The following is a 21,605-nucleotide window of genomic DNA, read 5'->3' on the forward strand; positions in this document are numbered from 1 at the left end:
GAGGAGACACATGGCGCAAGCCACGCAGACCGGCGAACCCGCACGCAGACAGGACTACTCGGCTTTCGAGGGCACCCGCCCGGTCAACGAGCGGCAACGCTTCGACAACGACGCGCTCGCCGCGTGGCTGGCCGGACATGTCGACGGATTCGAGGGGCCGCTCACGCTCGAGCAATTCGCGGGCGGACAATCCAATCCCACGTTCAAGCTGATCACGCCGTCGCGCGCGTACGTGATGCGCGCGAAGCCCGGACCCGCGGCGAAGCTGCTGCCGTCCGCGCATGCGATCGAACGCGAATATCGCGTGATGCACGCGCTCGCCGACACCGACGTGCCGGTCGCACACATGCTCGCGCTGTGCGAGGACGAAAGCGTGATCGGTCGCGCGTTCTACGTGATGGAGTTCGTGGAAGGCCGCGTGCTGTGGGATCAATCGCTGCCCGGCATGACGCCCACCGAGCGCGCGGCGATCTACGACGAAATGAATCGCGTGATCGCGGCGTTGCACAGTGTCGACGCCGCCACCGCCGGCCTCGCCGACTACGGTAAGCCAGGCAATTACTTCGCGCGCCAGATCGGCCGCTGGAGCAAGCAGTATCTGGCGTCCGAGACCGAGCCGATCGACGCGATGCACCGGCTGATCGAATGGCTGCCGCAGCATATGCCGGCCGAAACGAACGAGCGCGTGTCGGTCGTGCATGGCGACTACCGGCTCGACAATCTGATTTTCGATCGCAACGAGCCGCGCGTGCTCGCGGTGCTCGACTGGGAACTGTCGACGCTCGGCGATCCGCTCGCCGACTTTGCTTACCACTGCATGGCGTGGCATGTCGACCCCACGCAGTTCCGCGGCATCGCGGGACTCGATTGGGCCGCGCTCGGCATTCCCGATGAAGCGCGGTATGTCGAGCGCTATTGCCAACGCACCGGTTTCGAGATTCGTGGCGACTGGAATTTCTATCTGGCCTACAACATGTTCCGCATCGCAGCGATCCTGCAAGGGATCATGAAGCGCGTCGTCGACGGTACCGCATCGAACGCGCAGGCGCTCGACGCCGGCCGGCGCGCGAAGCCGATGGCCGAACTCGCCTGGCACTATGCGCAGAAGGTTCTCTAGACACAAGGGCGCGCCCTGCTCCCCATCATTCGCAGTCCGTTACCCGCGAGGTCCAAGATGAATTTCGATTACACCCCGAAGGTCCAGGCGTTGCGCGAAAAGCTGCTCGCCTTTTTCGACGAGCACATTTACCCGAACGAACAGGCGTTCTATGCGGAGATCGCGCGCAACCGCCAGAACGGCAACGCATGGGTGCCGACCGAACTGGTCGAGCAACTCAAGCAGAAGGCGCGCGACGCCGGTCTGTGGAATCTGTTCCTACCGCAATCGGAGCGCGGCGCGGGCCTGACGAATCTCGAATACGCACCGCTGTGCGAGATCATGGGCCGTGTGCCGTGGGCGCCGGAAGTGTTCAACTGCAACGCGCCGGACACCGGCAACATGGAGACGATCGAGCGCTACGGCAGCGAAGAGAACAAGCGCGAGTGGCTCGAACCGCTGCTGCAAGGGCAGATCCGTTCGGCGTTTCTGATGACGGAGCCAGAGGTCGCGTCGTCGGATGCGACGAACATCCAGACCAGCATCGTGCGCGATGGCGACCATTACGTGATCAACGGTCACAAGTGGTGGTCGTCGGGCGCGGGCGATCCGCGCTGCAAGGTCTATATCGTGATGGGCAAGACCGATCCCGACGCGCCGCGCCATCAGCAGCAGTCGATGATCCTCGTGCCCGCCGACGCCACCGGCATCACCGTGCATCGCCCGCTCACGGTGTTCGGTTACGACGACGCGCCGCACGGCCACATGGAGATCACACTCGACAACGTGCGCGTGCCCGCTACCAACATGCTGCTCGGCGAAGGCCGCGGCTTCGAGATCGCGCAAGGCCGTCTCGGCCCAGGACGCATCCACCACTGCATGCGCCTGATCGGTCTCGCCGAACGCGCGCTCGAATTGATGGCGAAGCGCTCGCTGCAGCGTGTCGCGTTCGGCAAGCCGGTGGCGTCGCAAGGGGTCACGCAGGAGCGTCTTGCCGAGGCGCGCTGCATGATCGAGCAGGCGCGTCTGCTCACGCTGAAGACCGCGTACATGATGGATACCGTCGGCAACAAGGGCGCGCGCGGCGAGATCGCAATGATCAAGGTGGTCGCGCCGAACATGGCGTGTCAGGTGATCGACTGGGCGATTCAGGCGCATGGCGGCGGCGGCGTCAGCGACGATTTTCCGCTCGCGTATGCCTATGCGTCGGCGCGCACGCTGCGTTTCGCCGACGGCCCCGACGAAGTGCATCGCAACGCGATCGCCAAGCTCGAACTTGCGCGCCATATGGATGCGGGCGCGGCGGCTCGCGTTGAGATGCCGGTCACACGCGTTTGAGTGCTTCGGCTCGGTGTGAGCGTGGGGACTGAGCCCGCGCCAAGCAGCGTCGCGCGATCTATGCTCTAATTTTCGGCAACGGCGGCGCCCTCTTTGCGGCGCCGCTTCGACGAACAAAGGAGCCAGGATGATCGACGTCTATAGCTGGGCAACCCCGAACGGCCACAAGATTCATATCATGCTCGAGGAAACGGGCCTACCCTACAACGTGCATGCCGTGAACATCGGTGCCGGCGACCAGTTCAAGCCGGAATTTCTCGCCATCAGTCCCAACAACAAGATTCCCGCGATCGTCGATTCCGAAGGTCCGAAAGGCGCCGACGGCCGGCCCTTCGCGCTATTCGAATCGGGCGCGATCCTGATTTATCTGGCCGAGAAAACCGGCAAGTTTCTACCGAGCGATCCGGCCGCGCGCTACGCGGCACTGCAATGGCTGATGTTCCAGATGGGCGGCCTCGGTCCGATGCTGGGGCAAACGCATCACTTCCGCGTGTATGCACCCGAGCAGATCGAATACGCGGTCAATCGCTACACTAATGAGGCGCGACGTCTGTACGGCGTGATGGACACGCAACTCGGCAAGACGCGGTACCTCGCGGGCAACGACTATACGATCGCGGACATCGCCGCGTTTCCGTGGACCCGTTCGTGGAAAAATCAGGGCATCGAGCTCGATACCTTGCCGAACGTGAAGCGCTGGCATGAAGAGATCGCTGCGCGGCCGGCGGTGGTGCGCGGCGTCGACGTGCTGGCGTCGGCGCGCGCGCCGCTGACGGACGACAAGGCGAAAGAGGTGCTGTTTGGTGCGACGCAGTACGCGAAACACTAGTTTCGGCCGTCTCGCTGACGGCTCGACACAAACAGAAAGCGCGAGCGGCATGCCTGCCGGCTCGCGCTTTTTCATTTCGTCTGCGAAGGGAAAACGCTAGAAGTAATGCCGCGTGATGAACTCCGCGACGCACACCGGTCGTTCGCTGCCCTGACACTCCAGCGTCACGTTCCACGCGAGTTGCACGCCGCTGTTGTCGACGTCGGTCACCGACTCGACGGCGAACTTCCCGCGCAGCGACGACCCCACGAGTACCGGCGACATGAAACGCACGCGGTTCAAGCCATAGTTGACACCCATGCGCTGCTCGATCTTCACCGTTTTGCCGAGCAAAGCCGGAATCAGCGACAGCGTCAAAAACCCATGCGCGACCGGGCCGCCAAACGGCGATTCGCGTTTGGCCCGCTCGGGATCGATGTGAATCCACTGATGATCGCCGGTTGCCTCGGCGAAACGGTCGACCCTCTCCTGATCGACGCTCAGCCACTCGCTGACGAGCGGCTCGGCGCCGATGAGCGCGCGCAAAGCACCCGCATTGTCGAAAGCGACCAGCGTCGCCGCGCTCGCCGTCATGCCGCCGCTCCCGGATTGCGCAGGCCGAACATGCCGTTCGAGCGCACGGTGATCACCGTTTCGCCGTGCTGATTGATGCCCTCCCAGCGTGTCGACACGATGCCGCGATCCGGCTTGCTCTGCGACACGCGCTTGTCGACGATGACGTTCATCATCGTGATCGTGTCGCCGACTCGTACCGGCTTGAGCCAGCGGATCTCGTCGATCCCGGGCGAACCCATCGATGTCGAATCCGCCAGTACCTTGCGCACGAGCATGCCCATCATTACCGAGCAGGTGTGCCAACCACTCGCGACGAGGCCGCGGAATGGCGATTCGGCCGCGGCGGCTTCGTCGAGATGAAACGGCTGCGGATCGAACTTCTGCGCGAACTCGACAATCTCCTCGCGCGTGAACATGTGCTTGCCGATTTCGCGGCTCGAGCCCACTTCCATGTCTTCGAAACTGATTTTCATCGTGCACCTCCTTTGTCCGGTGGAACGGCCCGATCAGTCTTCGGCGACCGCAAATCCGGGCAGCGTGGCAAACCGCGCGAGATGATGATCGACGTCGCCGAGCGTGGTCTCGATGATCGCGAGGCGCTTGAACAGATGCGCGGCCGCCACTTCGTTCGTGACACCCATGCCGCCGTGCAACTGCACCGCCTGTTGACCAACGAAACGCGCGGCCTGGCCTACCCGAACTTTTGCCGCGGAGATCGCTCGACGGCGCTCGTTCGCGTCTTCACTCGCGTAGCGCATCGCAGCCAGATACGTGATCGAGCGCGCCTGCTCCGCGTGGATCAGCATCTCGACCATGCGATGCTGCAACGCCTGGAAACGCGCGATCGGCTGGCCGAACTGCTGGCGCGTTTTGGTGTACTCGACGGTGGCGTGATTGAGCGCGTCGAGCGCGCCGAGCGCTTCCGCGCACAGCAGCAGCGTGCCGTAGTCGGCGATCTGCTCGAGGGTTGCCGCCCCCGCGTGTTCGCCGGCGAGCCGGCGCGCGGGCGTGCCATTGAATTCGAGCGTCGCGGCGCGTTGACCGTCGATCGTGCGGTACTCGGTGAGCGTGACGCCGGCCGCGTCACGCGCGACGACAAAGAGTGCGATCTCGCCATCGAGGCGCGCCGGCACGATCCAGTGGTCCGCCTGCGCGCCGTGCAGCACGACCGATTTGGTGCCGCTCAGCGTGTGCTGCGCACCCTGCCCGCTCGCGGTCGTCGCGACGTCGAACAGATCGTAGCGCGCATGCGGCTCGTGAAACGCCACGGCCAGCCTCGCTTCGCCCTGGGCCGCCCGTTCGAGCAGCGCGGCATCTTCGCCGTCGCCGGTGCCGGCAAGGCGCAGCGCTTCGATGCCGACCGCGGTCGCCCAAAACGGCTCGACGACGAGCGCGCGGCCGAGCTCCTGCATGACCACGAGCATGTCGATCGGACCACCGTTGAAGCCGCCCTGCGTTTCGGGCACCGGCAACGCGGTCAGCCCCAGTTCGGTGAACGCGGCCCAGTGCACAGCCGATACGCCCGCCTCCGAGCGCACGATCTGCTGGCGCGCTTCGAAGCCGTAGCTCCTGTCGAGATAGCGGCGCAGCGCATCGGCAAATTGCTGTTGTTCGTCGTTGAAAGTGAAGTCCATGCGCCGCTCCTCAAAGTCCGAGAATCATCTGCGCGATGATGTTCTTTTGAATTTCGTTCGAGCCGCCGTAAATCGACGTCTTGCGGAAGTTGAAGTAGTACGCGGCAAGCGGCGCGGCATCGTCGTCGCCGGCAAGACTGTGCTCGCGTTCGCCTTCGAGGAACGGCACGTCGAACGGCGCGGCCAGCGGGCCGATTGCTTCGAACATCAGCTCGGTGAGCCCCTGTTGCACTTCCGTGCCCTTGATCTTCAGCATCGACGCTTCCGGGCCCGGGCCGCGACCGCCCGCCTCGTTGGCTACCACCCGTTGCACGGTGACTTCCAGCGCCATCAACTCGATTTCGAGACTCGCTACCTTCGCCGCAAACACCGGATCGTGCAGCAGCGGCTTGCCGTTCTTTTTCTGATTCAGCGCGACACGCTTCAGAAACGCCAGCTCACGCTTCGACGCTCCGACTCGCGCAATGCCGGTACGCTCGTGGCCGAGCAGATATTTCGCATACGTCCAGCCGCGATTTTCTTCGCCGACGAGATTGTCGACCGGCACTTTGACGTTCTCGAAGAACACCTCGTTGACTTCGTGATCTTCGTCGAGCGTGATGATGGGCCGCACCGTGATGCCCGGGGTTTTCATATCGATCAGCAGGAACGAGATGCCCTCCTGCTTTTTGGCGCCGCTGTCGGTGCGCACGAGGCAGAACATCATGTCGGCGTGCTGGCCGAGCGTGGTCCAGGTCTTCTGGCCGTTGACCACGTAATGATCACCGACGCGCTCCGCGCGGGTGCGCAGCGACGCAAGGTCGGAACCCGATCCCGGTTCCGAGTAGCCCTGACACCACCAGTCCGTGCCGTCGAGAATACGCGGCAGATAGTGGCGCTTCTGCGCCTCGTTACCGTACTTCATCAGCACCGGCGCAACCATCGACACACCGAAGGGCAGCACGGAAGGTGCGCCGATACGCGCGCACTCTTCTTCCCAGATATGTCGTTGCGTCGCGTCCCAGCCGGGGCCGCCGTATTCGCGCGGCCACGCGACTGCCGACCAGCCTCGCGTGCCGAGCAGCCTGTGCCAGCTTGCGAAGTCTTCGCGGGAAAGCCGTTTGTGATTGAGAACCTTGTCGCTCAGCTCGCGAGGCAGATTCGCTTCGAGCCAGGCGCGGATGTCGGCGCGGAACGCGTCTTCAGCGGGGGAATAGTCCAGATTCATGCGTAGTGTCTCCTGGCCGCCACCACCCGGCCGCCTGGAGCCACCGCGCTATTGCAGTGGTTCCTTCAGCGCAGCTGGGACCGGCAGCGGCATCACTTCGATGCCTTCCTCGACCAAGGCACGCGCATCCTCCGGTGTCGTGACACCGCGAATACTGCGCACAGGCGCTTCGTTGTAGTGAATGCGTCGTGCTTCCTCGGCGAAGCGGTCGCCCACGTTCTCCGTCTTCTCCAGTACCTCGCGCAGCGCGCGCATCAGGTGCGCCTGCATTTGCTCCACGCCCGCCGGCGCCTTGGAGTCGGTCGCGCCCGACAGATTCAGACGCGGTGCCGACGGCAAACGGCTCACCTCGTTCGCACCGCAGATCGGACATTCGACGAGCTTGCGGGACTGCTGCGACTCGAAGTCATCGGTCGAAGCGAACCAGCCTTCGAACCGATGGCCATGCGGACACTGTAAATCGAGGACCTTCATGTGGAATCAGGGCTTGCGTGCCAGTTTAGCGCAAAATGGAAATTTGTGAACGGTCGTTCGCAAAACTTTAGAGCCGACGGGCAACCGCCAGCAGCCGCAAGGGAATATGACGCGGGTGGGCGATTTTAACGCTTTACGGCAGGTGCTGCCGAAGGCGGCCCGGCTAGAAGCGGTGCCACATCTGCTCCGCTCTACGGCCCGCTTGCGGCGCACTGCTACGCCACGAGATTGCTCAGTTGACGGCTCACACGCGGTTCAATCTGACGGGCCTCCTTCGTCAGATTGATCTGCTTCGCGAGTTTTGCGACATCCGCCACACCGATCTCAATCTCGTACCCGCCGCGCGCGGTCAGCCATTCGAGCACGTCCGCCAGATGCCACACCGACGCACTGCCTTCGTGGACCGGCGACGGGAAGTCGATTGCGTTGTTCAGCATCAGCTTGCGCATGTTTTGCCGCGACACGCCGGCCACCTCGGCCACGTCGGTCAGCCCTACGAAGTCAGGTCCCGCCTCGATCAGTTGCGCGGACGGCACCGCACCTTTCACGTCCTTAAGCGCGCTGGTGACAGCCGCGAGCGCGCTCGCGCCTTCACGGGTGAAAAGCAGCCCGAGGCGGCCGGGTTGCCCGACGCCAATCGTGGCGTCGTCGCACCCCGCTTCGCCCAACCGCTCGACGATTGCGTCTGCATCGCATTCTTCCGCGGCGAGGCGGTATTTCAACGTGAACACATATTCCATAAGTTACTCCTGTCTTCGTTGAGCCCAGGTTGTTGCGATTCCTGCTTGATACCTGCGTGATACCTACGAACCCACTAGCGCCGTGCCGTGCAGTTGCCGACGATGCGCCGCAAGTGCCTAACGTGATTGCCGGCATTCTTCGGCGTACTCCAGACGCTCGATATACAGAACTCCCCGCAACGACATTCGGCGTCTCTGTACGGGCAATGGATTTTTCCCCACGCATGACCTCTTCCGCCGTCCTGAACGCGCCAGCCGTGCTGCTCCGCGTATGCCAATGCGGCCTCGATCTCTTTCTTCATGTGCCTTGCTCGAACCATCGAGACCTCCAATTTAGTCGCTCCGGCACAGGTTGTCAATTGACAACCTGTGCCGGAGCAGAAATGAGATCACTGCGATCTTTAACTTCTGTCATCCAAAACAAAATCGACGACGAATTCGGTGATCGAGAGGTTCATATTAGCCGGCCGCCGGCGCCACGACGAGCCAGCCAGATGGCATAGGAGACGGCTTATTTTTCGAGCCAGAAAGAAACCGCGAAGCCAATGAAAAGCCCCTGCCGGTCATCGACCAACAGGGGCTCCGTTCACCTGCAACGCGGATCAGCTATCGGGCAGACGCGAACTTATACCGTTTCGGGCGCCTCGGTCGGCCACGTACCCGACAGCACTTTCTCGAGCCAGAAGGTACCGATGATCGTCTTCACATCGGTGATCTTGCCCGTGCGCACCCACTCGGATACCTGCTCCACGGTCGCGGTGAAAAGTTCGAGAAACTCGCCTTCATCGAGGTTGCGCTCACCCGCGGTCAAGCCCCGCGCGAGATAGATATCAATGAATTCGGTCGAGTAAGAAATGATCGGGTGAATCCGAGTCAGGTACACGTACTCGCGCGCGGTATAGCCAGTTTCCTCGCGCAGTTCCCGGACCGCGCAGGCCAGCGCGCCCTCGTTCGGGTCGAGCTTGCCGGCCGGATATTCGACCATCACCTTGCCCATCGGATAGCGATACTGACTTTCGAGCAGCACGCGAGCGTCGTCGAACAAGGGGATCACCATGACGGCGCCCGGATGCTGAACGTATTCGCGCGTTGCCTGTTTGCCGTCGGGCAGTCGGACCGTATCGTACTTGACCGTCATGAACGGTCCTTGATGGACCGTCTTGCTGTCGATACAAGTCTCGGTTAGCGCGGCGTCGTGATTGGGAAGCTCAGCCATGTGCGGACCTCAGAACAGCCTGGCGCGCGCGACGGCGGGACGCCGTCAGCGGCGTTTGACGAGATATTGGAAGGTAAAGCCGGGGAAAGCGAACACGACGAACAGCGCGAACGTGATCGCGTAGAACTGCCAGCCCTGCTCGAAGCGATTTCCCGCGCGCGCTTCGAGCAAAAAGCCCAGCGCGCCGACCACGAAATACAGCACGATCAATTCGGCAATCCGGAGCCAGGCGCTTTTCTTCGCCGCTTTCAACGGCACCGCGGCGAAGAGGCGCTGATTCAGGAACGGCAGGTTGGCGCCGACCAGCGCCAACAGCACGATAAACCAGCCCGCAGCGGACATCAGAGCAGCAGCGTGTGCTGGATCGCCTGCAGGCAGGCGCGCAACAGCGGATCCGGCACGATACCGAGCACCAGCACGGCGACGCCGTTCAACGCGAGCAACGCGCGCGTGCTCGTGTCCGCCACGATCGGCGACTTGTCTTGCGGCTCGTCGAAGTACATCAGCTTGACGATACGCAGGTAGTAGAACGCGCCGAACAGCGACGTGATCACGGCGAGCACGGTGAGCCAGGTCAGGCCGGCGTTCATCGTCGCTTGCAGCACGGCGAGCTTCGCATAGAAGCCGACTGCCGGCGGAATACCCGCGAGCGAGAACATCATGATCATCATCACGAACGCGAATACCGCGCTGCGCTGATTGAGGCCCTTGAAGTCCTCCAGCGTGTCCGCTTCGAAGTCGCGGCGCGCGAGCAGCATGATGACGCCGAAGGTGCCGAGCGTCGTGATCAGGTAGACGATGCTGTAGAACATCGCCGAGCCGTACGCGTTCGCGGCGCCCGTGGTCTTCTGGTCGACCACGCCGGCGAGCAGGCCGAGCAGCACGAAGCCCATGTTCGAGATCGCCGAATACGCGAGCATCCGCTTGACGTTGCGCTGCACGATCCCGGTGATGTTGCCGACGATCAGCGACAGCGCCGCCAGAATCACCAGCATCTGCTGCCATTCGACCGCCAGCGGCAGCAGGCCCATCACGAGGAAACGCAGACCCCACGCGAACGCCGCGACCTTCGGGCCGCCGCCGACGATGAGCGTCATCGCCGTCGGTGCGCCCTGGTACACGTCAGGCACCCACATATGGAACGGCACCGCACCCATCTTGAACGCTACGCCCGCCACGATGAAGATGACGCCGAACAGCAGCACGGTCGGATCGTAGTGGCTCGTGCTGATCGCCTTGAACACTTCGTTCAGGTCGAGCGAGCCGGTCGCGCCATACAGCATCGAAATACCGTACAGCAGGAAGCCGGAAGCCAGCGCGCCGAGCACGTAGTACTTCATCGCCGCTTCGTTCGACGACGCCACTTCGCGACGCAGCGCGATCACCGCGTACAGCGACAGCGACATCAGTTCCAGACCGAGATACAGCGTCAGGAAGTTATTGCCCGAGATCATCACGATCTGGCCGAGCAGCGAGAACATGCCGAGCAGGAAGAAGTCGCCGCGGAACAGGCTACGGTCTTCGAGGTAGCGACGCGAATAAACGATCGTCACCGCATAGCCGAGCGACACCACTGCCTTCATCACATTGGCGAACGGATCGACCACGTACATGTGATCGAAGAAGTAATGCACTTGCGGGTCGAACGCATTGATCGCGAACCAGATCCCGGCGACGAGCGTCGAGTAGAACGCGATGAAATACGTGGTACGGCGACCCTCCTGGCCGACGAACGTGTCGTTGAGCCACGCGATGACAATGGCGAACATCACCAGTGCGTCGGGCAACAGAGCAGTCATAGGGGCGTTTTGCATGGTCTTAAATTCCTCCGCTCGTCGTTACTGAGGCAACGGCAGCTTCGATTGGGCAACGTGGGAGAGGAGGTTTTCCACGGATACGTGCATCACATCGGTAAAGGGCTTCGGGTACAGGCCCATGAACAGCGTCAGTGCGGCGAGCACAGCCAGCATGAAAAATTCGCGACGGTCGATGTCGAGCAGGTTCTTCACGTGGTCGTTCGCGACCGCGCCGAAGTACACGCGCTTGTACATCCACAGCGTATAGGCCGCGCCGAGAATCAGCGTGACTGCCGCGCCACTCGCGATCCAGAAGTTGTACTGGACGGAGGCCAGAATCACCATGAATTCGCCGACGAAACCGGAAGTGCCCGGCAAGCCGCAATTCGCCATCGCGAACAGCATGACGAACGCCGCGAACTTCGGCATCACGTTGACGACGCCGCCGTAATCGGCGATCTGACGCGAGTGCATGCGGTCGTACAGTACGCCGATGCACAGGAACATCGCGCCCGACACGAAACCGTGCGAGATCATCTGCACGATCGCGCCTTCCGCGCCGAGCTGATTGAAGATAAAGAAGCCGAGCGTGACAAAACCCATGTGCGCGATCGACGAATACGCGACCAGTTTCTTCATGTCGGCCTGCACCATCGCGACGAGACCGATGTAGATCACCGCGATCAGCGACAGCGTGATGACGACCGGTGCGAGGAAATGGCTCGCATCAGGCGTGATCGGCAGCGAGAAGCGCAGGAAACCGTACGCACCGAGCTTCAGCATGATCGCGGCCAGCACGACCGAGCCGCCGGTCGGCGCTTCCACGTGCGCGTCCGGCAACCACGTGTGCACCGGCCACATCGGCACCTTCACCGCGAAGGCCAGGAAGAACGCGATAAACAGTAGCACCTGCGGCGTCATCGCTATCTGCGCGTGCTGCCACGTGGCGATGTCGAACGAGCCGGTCTGGTTGTACAGATAGATCAGCGCAACCAGCATCAGCAGCGAGCCCGCCAGCGTGTACAGGAAGAACTTGAATGCCGCGTACACGCGGTTCGCCCCGCCCCACACGCCGATGATGATGTACATCGGGATCAGCGTCGCTTCGAAGAACACGTAGAACAACAGGCCGTCGGCCGCGCTGAACACGCCGACCATGATGCCCGACAGGATCAGGAAGGCCGCGAGGTACTGGCCGACGTTCTTCGTGATCACTTCCCACGCCGCGATCACGACGATCACCGTGATCAACGCGGTCAACGCAACGAACCACATCGAAATGCCGTCCACGCCGAGGTGATACGTGATGTGGAAGCGCTCGATCCAGTTCGCCTGCTCGACGAACTGCAGCTCGGCGGTGCTCGAATCGAAGCTGGTGATCAATGGCAGCGTGACGAGGAAGCTCAGAACCGAGCCGATCAGCGAAATCCAGCGCGCGGGGGCGGGGTTCTCGTCGTTGCCGATCGCGAGGACCAGCAGACCGAAGAAGATCGGCAACCAGATCGCGATGCTCAGAATCGGATAAGCGTGCATGAGTGTCCCTCGCCTTATTTGCCGCCGAGCGTTACGAACAGGGTCAGGAGCCCCAGCATGCCGATGATCATGGCGAACGCGTAGTGGTAGATGTAGCCGGATTGGAGGAAGCGGATCACGCTCGCGAACCAGCCGATAAAGCGTGCGCTGCCGTTGACGATGCCGTCGATCACGACCACGTCGCCTTCCTTCCACAGACCCCGGCCAATGGCCACCGCGCCTCGCGCAAACACCACTTCGTTGATCTTGTCCATGTAGTACTTGTTATCGAGCAACGTGTAGATCGGACCGAATGCGCGCTTGATGACAGCGGGCAGATCCGGACGGACCAGATACAGGAACCATGCGACCACCACGCCTGCGAGCGCGAGCCACACAGGCAGGCCCGACACCGAGTGCAGACCCATCGACGCCCAGCCCTGGAATTCTTCGGTCATCTCATGCAGCGCCGGATGGCTCTCGCTGATGTAGATCACCTTGTCGAACGCGACGCCGTGCTGGAAGAAGTCGCCGAACAGCATCGGACCGATGCCGATCGCGCCGATCACGATCGACGGAATCGCCAGCAGCACGAGCGGCACCCAGACGACCCACGGCGTTTCGTGCGGCTCGTGAGCGTGGTCGTCGTGACCATGACCATGGTCGTCGTGGCCGTGCGCGTCATGCCCACGCGACTCTGCTTCTGCGCCCATCGGCGATTCCGGGTGCTTCGGATTGCGGAAGCGCTCCTCACCGTGGAACACCATGAAATACATACGGAACGAATACAACGCGGTCACGAACACGCTTGCGACCACCGCGAAGTACGCGAAACCCGAGCCCGGCAGATGCGACAGTTTCACCGCGTCGATGATCGAGTCTTTCGAGTAGAAGCCCGAGAAGAACGGCGTGCCGATCAGCGCGAGCGAACCGATCAGCGACGTGATCCACGTAATCGGCATGTACTTGCGCAGGCCGCCCATGTTGCGCATGTCCTGATCGTGATGCATGCCGATGATCACCGAACCCGCGCCGAGGAACAGCAGCGCCTTGAAGAACGCGTGCGTCATCAGGTGAAACACGGCGACCGAATATGCCGACGCGCCGAGCGCGACCGTCATGTAACCGAGCTGCGACAGCGTGGAATAAGCGACCACACGCTTGATGTCGTTCTGGACGATCCCGAGGAAACCCATGAACAGCGCGGTAATCGCACCGATGACCATCATGAACGACAGCGCCGTATCCGACAGTTCGAAGAGCGGCGACATGCGCGTGACCATGAAGATACCGGCCGTCACCATGGTCGCCGCGTGAATCAGCGCGGAGATCGGCGTCGGGCCTTCCATCGAGTCCGGCAGCCACACGTGCAGCGGGAACTGAGCCGACTTACCCATCGCGCCGATGAACAGGCAGATGCAAGCCACCGTCAGCAGGCCCCAGTCGGTACCCGGGAAGTTCAGTGCCGCGAGTTCGGTACGCTTCGCGAAGACTTCGCCGTAGTTCATCGAGCCGGCGAACGCGAACAGCAAACCGATGCCGAGCAGGAAACCGAAGTCGCCGACGCGGTTCACGATAAACGCCTTCATGTTCGCGTAGATCGCGCTCTCACGCTTGAAGTAGAAGCCGATCAGCAGGTACGAAACGAGACCCACCGCTTCCCAGCCGAAGAACAGCTGCAGGAAGTTGTTGCTCATCACGAGCATCAGCATCGAGAACGTGAACAGCGAGATGTACGAGAAGAAGCGCTGGTAGCCGTCGTCGTCGGCCATGTAGCCGATCGTGTAGATATGCACCATCAGCGACACGAAGTTCACCACGCAGATCATCATCGCGGTCAGCGAGTCGACCAGGAAACCGACTTCGAGCTGGGTCTTGCCGATTGACATCCATTGATAAACGGTAGCGTTGAAGCTCGCGCCGTCCATCACCTGGAAAAAGACCATGACCGACAGGATGAACGAAATCGCGACGCCGAGGATCGTGACCGAATGCGCACCCGCCCGCCCTATCGCCTTGCCGAACAGCCCCGCAATCAGGGAACCAGCGAGCGGTGCCAGCGGAATTGCCAACAGCAGGTTTTCATTGAGTATCGTGGACATAACCGCTTTTCCTGAAATTAACCTTTGAGCTGATCGAGATCCTCGACATTGATCGTGTCGAGACTACGGAACAGGGTCACCAGAATTGCGAGACCGATCGCCGCTTCGGCTGCCGCAACCGTCAGCACGAAGAAGACGAAAATCTGGCCATGCACGTCGCCCAGGTAGTGCGAGAACGCGACGAAATTGGTGTTCACCGCGAGCAGCATCAGTTCGATCGCCATCAGGATGATGATGACGTTGCGGCGGTTCAGGAAAATGCCGACGATGCTGATCGCAAACAGGATCGCGCCGAGGACAAGGTAATGGGCAAGGGTCAACATGATTTCTATCTCCTGTCCGCTCAGCTGTTCTTGGCCGGCGCCGAGTCGGCTGCTGCTGCAGCTGCCGCGGCAGCCGCTTGTTCCGCAGCGAGGGTCGCCGCGGTTTTCTCTGACGGCATCTTCACAACGCGCACGCGGTCCTGCACGCGCACCTTGACCTGTGCGCTGACGTTCTGACGCTTGCTGTCCTTCTTGTGGCTCGTGGTCAGCGCGATCGCCGCGATGATGGCAACCAGCAGGATCAGGCCGGCAATTTCGAACGCGAAGATGTAGTCGGTATAGATGACCTTGCCGATCAGGCGCGTGTTCGACCAGTCGCCCATGCCAGCCGCAGCCGCGGCCGTGTCGTGCAGCGCCGTGGTGGTCGCGCCGTAGCCGTGCCACAGGATCAGCGCGGTTTCGATCACGATGATCGCGCCCACCGCCGAGGCCATCGGCACGAAGCGTTTGAAGTCCTTGCGCAGCACGTCGAGATTGACGTCCAGCATCATCACGACGAACAGGAACAGCACCATCACCGCGCCGACGTAGACCAGCACCAGCAGGATCGCGAGGAACTCGGCCTCCAGCAGCATCCAGATCGCCGCTGCGTTGAAGAACGCCAGCACGAGAAACAGTGCGGACGACACCGGGTTGCGCGAGGTGATCACCTTCAGCCCTGAAACCACCAGGAACAGCGCGAAGATGTAGAACAGTACGGTCGTGAATTCCATGATTACCGGTTCATCGTTAGGCCATCGTCAGGCATTGTTCTTTGGCACCCGTGGCTGGCAAAAGCGGACGAAACCGCCAGAACCGCCACACAGGTGCGCCGTGCCGCGGCGTTCAGGCCGCGGCGGTCGGCCCGACTGCAGGCCGTGTTACTGCTTTTACTGCCGCATTTGCTGCAAGCGGGAAAACGCTTCAACGATACGGTGCGTCGGCTGCCTTGTTGGCGGCGATTTCTGCTTCGTAGCGGTCGCCAACGGCTAGCAGCATTTCCTTCGTGAAGTAAAGGTCGCCGCGCTTCTCGCCGTGATACTCGAGAATGTGCGTCTCGACGATCGAATCGACCGGGCAGCTTTCTTCGCAGAAACCGCAGAAGATGCACTTGGTCAGGTCGATGTCGTAGCGCGTCGTGCGGCGCGTGTTGTCCGCGCGTGTTTCCGATTCGATTGTGATCGCGAGCGCCGGGCACACTGCTTCGCACAGCTTGCACGCGATGCAGCGCTCTTCGCCGTTTTCATAGCGGCGCAGCGCATGCAGACCGCGGAAACGCGGCGAGATCGGGGTCTTCTCTTCCGGGAACTGCACGGTGATCTTGCGCTGGAACGCGTAGCGTCCGGTCAGCGCGAGGCCTTTCAGCAGTTCCGTGAGGAAGAAAGTCTTGAAGAAGTTTTGGATTGCGGTCATAGGTTCGTCCGCCCTTTATTTCCAGATGTTCAACGGCGACATGATCCAGAAGCCGACCACCACGAGCCACACCACGCAGACCGGAATGAAAATCTTCCAGCCGAGACGCATGATCTGGTCATAGCGGTAGCGCGGGAACGTGGCACGCGCCCAGATGAACACCGACAACAGGAAGAAAACCTTGGCGACGAGCCAGACGATGCCCGGGATGAACGACAGGAACCCGAACGGGGCGCTCCAGCCGCCGAGGAACAGTGTTGCAGCCAATGCCGAGATCACGATCATGTTGATGTACTCGGCGAGGAAGAACAGCGCGAACGCCATACCCGAGTAATCGATCATGTGGCCCGCGACGATTTCCGATTCGCCCTCCACCACGTCGAACGGGTGGCGGTTCGTTTCGGCGATGCCCGAGATGAAGTACACGACGAACATCGGCAGCAGCGGCAGCCAGTTCCAGGACAGGAAGTTCAGGCCGTGCGAGGCGAAGAAGCCCTGCTCCTGCGAGCCGACGATGCCCGACAGGTTCAGCGTGCCGGCCGTCATCAGCACGACCACCAGCGCGAAGCCCATCGAGATTTCGTACGAGACCATCTGCGCGGCGGCGCGCATCGCGCCGAGGAACGCGTACTTCGAGTTCGACGCCCAGCCGGCGAGAATCACGCCATACACGCCGATCGACGAGATCGCCATCGCGTATAGCAGACCCGCGTTGATGTCACCGAGCACCGCGCCCGCCTGGAAAGGAATCACCGCCCAGACCGCGAAGGCCGGCACCACCACCATGATCGGCGCGATCACGTAGATCCAGCGGCTTGCCTGAGCGGGCTGGATCACTTCCTTCAGCAGCAGTTTCAGCACGTCGGCGATCGGCTGCAAGAGCCCGGCGGGACCGACGCGGTTCGGACCGAGACGCACATGCATCCAGCCTATCAGCTTGCGCTCCCACAGGATCAGGTAAGCGACGCACAGCAGGATCGCGACGGCCACCACCAGGATGCGCACGAGCGCCCACACCGTGGGCCATGCCACACCGAGAAGTTGGGCGCCGCCCGAGTTGATCGTATCGAACAAGCTCATTTACGCCTTCTCCACCACCAGTTCACCGAACAGGCTGCCCAGCGCTGCACCGGCAGGCGTAGCCGCCGATACGCGGACGACCGTCTCCGCAAGATTCGCATCGCGCACGGCCGGCAACTGCACCGCTTGCTCGCCCTGACGAACGCGCACCGCGTCGCCCTCTTTCAAACCCAGTTTGTCGAACAGCGCAGCCGGCAGGCCGACCGAATTCGCCGTACGGGCCGCCGCGGTCAGATGCAGCGACTCCGCGCGACGCACGAGCGCATCGGCATGATAGATCGGCACGTTCGCGAGACGCTCGAACTTGCCTTCCGCCGCCTTCGCGGCCTGGCCGCGCGTCACCGCGGCGCTGGTGCGGTTCGATAGACGCGACTTCAGCTCGCCGTCGCCGAGCGCGGCCGCACGCACTTCTTCGACCGTGTCGTATTCGAAGCCCGGCGCGCCGAGCAGGCTGCCCAGCACGCGCAACACCTTCCAGGCCGGACGCGTGTCGCCGAGCGGACGCACGACGCCGTTGAACGCCTGCACCGTGCCTTCGGCATTGACGAACGTACCACCCGATTCGGTGAATGGCGCGATCGGCAGCAGCACGTCGGCATAGTCGGCGCCGGTCTGGAACGGCGACATCACGACGACCATTTCGGCCTGCTTCAGCGCCGCAAGCGCCCGCGCCGGATTGGCCGTGTCGAATTCCGGCTCGAGATTCAACAGCAGATAGCCCTTGCGCGGCTGCTCGAACACTTCGCGCGCGTTCAGACCGCCTTCGCCCGGCAGCGCGTTCACGAGGTGCGCGCCGACCGTATTGGCCGCTTCGGTCAGGAAACCGAGCGTTGCACCGGTTGCCTCGGCAATCCATTGCGCCGCGGCGTGGATCGCCGCGAAGTCCGGATGACGGACCGCTTCGTTACCGAGCAGCACGACGCGGCGCTCGCCGGTAGTCAGCGATTTCGCTATCTGCTTGTGCGCGTCCGTCGGCTGCGTGCCCGCGAATGCTTCCGGCAGCGCGACGCCCTTCGCTTCGCCCACCGCGCCGGCGATGCCTGCCAACACCTCGAGCCATGCCGACGGCGCCGCGACCACGCGTTGCGCCTGAGGGATCATCGCGTCGTCGTTGGTGGCCTGGAGCAGCGTAAGTGCCGAACCGCCTCGTGCGACCTGGCGCAAACGCGCGGCGAGCAGCGGATGGTCACGGCGCAGATCCGAGCCGATCACGAGCGCCGCATCGACGTTCGACAGATCGGCGATCGTGCCGCCGAGCCACGGCGCGCCAGTAACGGGCGCCGAGAAATCCGACTGACGCAGACGGAAGTCGACGTTCGGCGTGCCGACCGCTTGCGCGATCTGCTTCAACAGGAACAGTTCTTCGACGGTGCTGTGCGCGCTCGACAGTGCGGCAAGCGCGTTCGCGCCGTGGTCACTCTTGATGCCCTTCAGACCCTTGACCACGTATTCGAGCGCGGTCTGCCAGTCGGTTTCGACCCACTGGCCGCCTTGCTTGAGCATCGGTCTGGTCAGACGCTCGGGGCTGTTCAGGCCTTCGTACGAGAAGCGGTCCTTGTCCGAGATCCAGCACTCGTTGATCGCTTCGTTTTCGAACGGCAGAACGCGCATCACGCGATTGTTCTTCACCTGCACGATGAGGTTCGCACCGACGGAATCGTGCGGGCTCACCGATTTGCGGCGTGACAGCTCCCACGTACGGGCGCTGTAGCGGAACGGCTTGCTCGTGAGCGCGCCGACCGGGCACAGGTCGATCATGTTGCCCGACAGCTCGGAGTCGACCGTCTTGCCGACGAACGATGTGATTTCCGCATGCTCGCCGCGGCCCAGCATGCCGAGTTCCATCACCCCGGCGATTTCCTGGCCGAAGCGAACGCAACGCGTGCAGTGAATGCAGCGCGACATCTCTTCCATCGAGATCAGCGGACCCACGTTCTTGTGGAACACCACGCGCTTTTCTTCGCTATAGCGTGACGACGACTTGCCGTAACCAACGGCCAGATCCTGCAACTGGCATTCGCCACCCTGATCGCAGATCGGGCAGTCGAGCGGATGGTTGATCAGCAGGAATTCCATCACGGCTTGCTGGCCCTTCACCGCCTTGTCCGACCTGGTGCGCACGATCATGCCAGCCGACACCGGGGTCGCGCACGCGGGCACGGCCTTCGGCATCTTCTCGACATCGACCAGACACATCCGGCAGTTGGCCGCAATCGACAGCTTCTTGTGATAGCAGAAGTGAGGAATGTAGGTGTCGACCTTATGCGCAGCCTGGATCACCATGCTGCCTTCAGGCACCTCGACTTTCTTGCCGTCTATTTCCAGTTCAACCATGATGGTCAATCTTCCTTAACCTGTTACCGCTCAATCGTTCGCCTGTTCATCGCCCGCTTCGGGCCATGAATCCTGCGGTTGAGGTGTTCGTCTGGTAGTTATCCGTCAGCCGAACCTGGCGGGCCGACTCAGCCAGCCACCGTCAGGCAGCCACTGTTTCGGGCACCGCCGTGCCGGCATGGCCGCCGACGAGGCAATGCTTGTGGGCGACGTGATATTCGAATTCGTCCCAGTAGTGCTTGAGCATGCCCCGAACCGGCATCGCGGCCGCGTCGCCGAGCGCGCAGATCGTGCGGCCCATGATGTTTTCCGCGACGGAGTTCAGCAGATCCAGATCTTCCTGGCGGCCGAGACCATGCTCGATACGATGCACGACGCGATACAGCCAGCCCGTGCCTTCACGGCAAGGCGTGCATTGACCGCACGACTCTTCGTAATAGAAGTACGACAGGCGCAGCAGCGAGCGCACCATGCAGCGCGTCTCGTCCATCACGATCACTGCGCCCGAGCCGAGCATCGAGCCGGCCTTCGCGATCGAGTCGTAATCCATGTCGGTCTGCATCATCATCTCGCCCGGAATCACCGGCGCCGACGAACCACCAGGAATCACAGCCTTGATCTTCTTGCCGCCACGCATGCCGCCGGCGAGTTCCATCAGCGTCGCGAACGGCGTGCCGAGCGGAATTTCGTAATTGCCCGGACGCTCGACGTCGCCCGACACCGAGAAAATCTTCGTGCCGCCGTTGTTTGGCTTGCCGATTTCAAGGTAATTCTGCGGGCCGATGGCGAGCAGGAACGGCACCGCCGCGAACGTTTCGGTGTTGTTGATCGTGGTCGGCTTGCCGTACACGCCAAAGCTCGCCGGGAACGGCGGCTTGAAGCGCGGCTGCCCCTTCTTGCCCTCGATCGATTCGAGCAGCGCGGTTTCTTCGCCACAGATGTACGCGCCGTAACCGTGATGCGCATGCAGCTCAAACGAAAAGCCAGAGCCCATGATGTTGTCGCCGAGGAACCCGGCGCGGCGAGCTTCTTCCAACGCTTCGTCGAAGCGCTTATAGACTTCCCAGATTTCGCCGTGAATATAGTTGTAGCCGACCGTGATGCCCATCGCGTACGCGCCGATCGCCATACCTTCGATCAGCGAATGCGGATTGAAGCGCAGAATGTCGCGGTCCTTGAACGTACCCGGCTCGCCCTCGTCCGAATTACAGACGAGGTACTTCTGGCCCGGGAACTGACGCGGCATGAAGCTCCACTTCAGACCGGTCGGGAAGCCCGCGCCGCCGCGGCCGCGCAGACCCGACGCCTTGACGTCGGCGATCACCTGCTCGGGCGCGATCTTTTCTTCCAGGATGCGGCGCAGCTGGGCGTAACCGCCGCGAGCCACATAGTCCTCGAGATGCCAGTTGTCGCCGTTCAGTCCGGCGAGAATCAGCGGTTTGATGTGACGATCGTGTAAAGCCGTCATTTCGAAAGTTCCTCGAGCAGCTGGTCGATCTTCTCGCGGCTCATGAAGCTGCACATGCGTTGGTTGTTCACCAGCATCACCGGCGCGTCGCCGCACGAACCCATGCACTCACCCTCTTTCAGCGTGAATTTGCCATCGGGCGTGGTTTCGCCGAAGTCGATGCCGAGCTTCTGCTTCAGGTATTCAGCGGCGCTTTCGGAACCGCCGTCCGGGCCGAGCTGGCACGGCAGGTTCGTACAGAGCGTGATCTTGAACTTGCCGACCGGCGAGGTCTCATACATCGTGTAGAAGGTCGCTACCTCCTGCACGGCGATTGCCGGCATGCCGAGATAATCCGCGACGAACTGCATGAGTTCGGGCGACAGCCAGCCATGCTCCGTTTGAGCAATGGCCAACGCCGACATCACGGCGGACTGTTTCTGATCCGCGGGGTACTTTGCGACCGCACGATCGATTTCTTTCAGGCCTTCAGCTGAGATCATTTTCAGACACGACTCTTTCAATTCCTA

22 protein-coding genes are annotated in these 21,605 nt (G+C 62.2%); 3 read left to right on the forward strand and 19 right to left on the reverse strand.

The features are described from left to right. Positions 1-10: 10 nt before the first annotated feature. The 3 genes from F6X40_RS04750 (at position 11) to F6X40_RS04760 (ending at position 3,263) form a co-directional block, all read left to right on the forward strand. Positions 11-1,117, forward strand: a complete 1,107-nt coding sequence (locus tag F6X40_RS04750) for a phosphotransferase (protein ID WP_184059299.1) — start codon at positions 11-13, stop codon at positions 1,115-1,117. Between the two features lie 57 nt (positions 1,118-1,174). Then, positions 1,175-2,434 carry an acyl-CoA dehydrogenase family protein gene (locus tag F6X40_RS04755; protein ID WP_184072128.1) on the forward strand — a complete coding sequence of 420 codons (1,260 nt, stop codon included), beginning with the start codon at positions 1,175-1,177 and terminating at the stop codon, positions 2,432-2,434. A gap of 127 nt (positions 2,435-2,561) precedes the next feature. After that, positions 2,562-3,263 (forward strand): glutathione binding-like protein, encoded by a 702-nt coding sequence (locus F6X40_RS04760; protein ID WP_187626999.1) that lies wholly within the window; start codon positions 2,562-2,564, stop codon positions 3,261-3,263. 96 nt (positions 3,264-3,359) lie between these two features. Here the strand turns inward: F6X40_RS04760 and F6X40_RS04765 are convergent, their stop codons facing one another. The 19 genes from F6X40_RS04765 to nuoE all read right to left on the reverse strand — a co-directional run bounded on the left by F6X40_RS04765 (position 3,360) and on the right by nuoE (position 21,578). After that, positions 3,360-3,836, reverse strand: coding sequence for a MaoC family dehydratase (locus tag F6X40_RS04765; protein ID WP_184072126.1), 477 nt, complete (start codon positions 3,834-3,836; stop codon positions 3,360-3,362). Then, on the reverse strand, positions 3,833-4,291 hold the full coding sequence (locus F6X40_RS04770) for a MaoC family dehydratase (protein WP_090803790.1): 459 nt from the start codon (positions 4,289-4,291) through the stop codon (positions 3,833-3,835). Before F6X40_RS04770 ends, F6X40_RS04765 begins: the two co-directional genes overlap by 4 nt. 33 nt (positions 4,292-4,324) lie before the next feature. After that, a complete protein-coding gene (locus tag F6X40_RS04775; protein WP_184028661.1) occupies positions 4,325-5,452 on the reverse strand; it encodes an acyl-CoA dehydrogenase family protein in 1,128 nt (375 codons plus the stop codon). Positions 5,453-5,462: 10 nt separating this feature from the next. Continuing rightward, complete coding sequence (locus F6X40_RS04780; protein ID WP_187627000.1) at positions 5,463-6,659, reverse strand: acyl-CoA dehydrogenase family protein; 1,197 nt, start codon at positions 6,657-6,659, stop codon at positions 5,463-5,465. A 48-nt stretch (positions 6,660-6,707) separates the two neighbouring features. Next, positions 6,708-7,133, reverse strand: coding sequence for a DUF1178 family protein (locus F6X40_RS04785; protein WP_184072125.1), 426 nt, complete (start codon positions 7,131-7,133; stop codon positions 6,708-6,710). A 215-nt stretch (positions 7,134-7,348) separates the two neighbouring features. Next, entirely contained in the window at positions 7,349-7,873 is a 525-nt protein-coding gene (locus F6X40_RS04790; protein WP_184028637.1) for a helix-turn-helix transcriptional regulator, read from the reverse strand. A gap of 74 nt (positions 7,874-7,947) precedes the next feature. Further along, complete coding sequence (locus tag F6X40_RS42135; protein ID WP_262421374.1) at positions 7,948-8,193, reverse strand: hypothetical protein; 246 nt, start codon at positions 8,191-8,193, stop codon at positions 7,948-7,950. A gap of 305 nt (positions 8,194-8,498) precedes the next feature. Further along, positions 8,499-9,089, reverse strand: a complete 591-nt coding sequence (locus F6X40_RS04795; protein WP_090803782.1) for an NUDIX domain-containing protein — start codon at positions 9,087-9,089, stop codon at positions 8,499-8,501. Positions 9,090-9,134: 45 nt separating this feature from the next. After that, entirely contained in the window at positions 9,135-9,431 is a 297-nt protein-coding gene (locus tag F6X40_RS04800) for a DUF2818 family protein (RefSeq protein ID WP_018420024.1), read from the reverse strand. Then, the gene (gene nuoN / locus F6X40_RS04805; RefSeq protein WP_187627001.1) at positions 9,431-10,903 is read right to left on the reverse strand and encodes an NADH-quinone oxidoreductase subunit NuoN; all 1,473 of its coding nucleotides are present in this window, start codon (positions 10,901-10,903) and stop codon (positions 9,431-9,433) included. The genes F6X40_RS04800 and nuoN overlap by 1 nt, the downstream gene beginning before the upstream one ends. Positions 10,904-10,927: 24 nt before the next feature. Next, positions 10,928-12,418, reverse strand: coding sequence for an NADH-quinone oxidoreductase subunit M (locus tag F6X40_RS04810; protein ID WP_090803779.1), 1,491 nt, complete (start codon positions 12,416-12,418; stop codon positions 10,928-10,930). A gap of 14 nt (positions 12,419-12,432) precedes the next feature. Then, the gene (nuoL, locus tag F6X40_RS04815; RefSeq protein WP_187627002.1) at positions 12,433-14,499 is read right to left on the reverse strand and encodes an NADH-quinone oxidoreductase subunit L; all 2,067 of its coding nucleotides are present in this window, start codon (positions 14,497-14,499) and stop codon (positions 12,433-12,435) included. 17 nt (positions 14,500-14,516) lie between these two features. After that, positions 14,517-14,822: an NADH-quinone oxidoreductase subunit NuoK gene (nuoK, locus tag F6X40_RS04820; RefSeq protein ID WP_006052894.1), complete on the reverse strand. Its 306-nt coding sequence runs from the start codon at positions 14,820-14,822 to the stop codon at positions 14,517-14,519. A 20-nt stretch (positions 14,823-14,842) separates the two neighbouring features. Beyond that, complete coding sequence (locus F6X40_RS04825; protein WP_184072123.1) at positions 14,843-15,535, reverse strand: NADH-quinone oxidoreductase subunit J; 693 nt, start codon at positions 15,533-15,535, stop codon at positions 14,843-14,845. A 190-nt stretch (positions 15,536-15,725) separates the two neighbouring features. Continuing rightward, positions 15,726-16,214, reverse strand: a complete 489-nt coding sequence (gene nuoI, locus F6X40_RS04830; RefSeq protein WP_090803773.1) for an NADH-quinone oxidoreductase subunit NuoI — start codon at positions 16,212-16,214, stop codon at positions 15,726-15,728. 15 nt (positions 16,215-16,229) lie between these two features. After that, positions 16,230-17,294, reverse strand: a complete 1,065-nt coding sequence (gene nuoH, locus F6X40_RS04835; RefSeq protein ID WP_184059318.1) for an NADH-quinone oxidoreductase subunit NuoH — start codon at positions 17,292-17,294, stop codon at positions 16,230-16,232. Next, entirely contained in the window at positions 17,295-19,628 is a 2,334-nt protein-coding gene (gene nuoG / locus F6X40_RS04840) for an NADH-quinone oxidoreductase subunit NuoG (RefSeq protein WP_187627003.1), read from the reverse strand. A 142-nt stretch (positions 19,629-19,770) separates the two neighbouring features. Continuing rightward, positions 19,771-21,096, reverse strand: a complete 1,326-nt coding sequence (gene nuoF, locus F6X40_RS04845; protein ID WP_187627004.1) for an NADH-quinone oxidoreductase subunit NuoF — start codon at positions 21,094-21,096, stop codon at positions 19,771-19,773. Next, the gene (nuoE, locus tag F6X40_RS04850) at positions 21,093-21,578 is read right to left on the reverse strand and encodes an NADH-quinone oxidoreductase subunit NuoE (RefSeq protein WP_027197216.1); all 486 of its coding nucleotides are present in this window, start codon (positions 21,576-21,578) and stop codon (positions 21,093-21,095) included. The genes nuoF and nuoE overlap by 4 nt, the downstream gene beginning before the upstream one ends. Positions 21,579-21,605 lie beyond the last annotated feature (27 nt).

It is taken from the genome of Paraburkholderia sp. UCT31 (genome assembly GCF_014397655.1).
Taxonomy (GTDB): domain Bacteria; phylum Pseudomonadota; class Gammaproteobacteria; order Burkholderiales; family Burkholderiaceae; genus Paraburkholderia; species Paraburkholderia tuberum.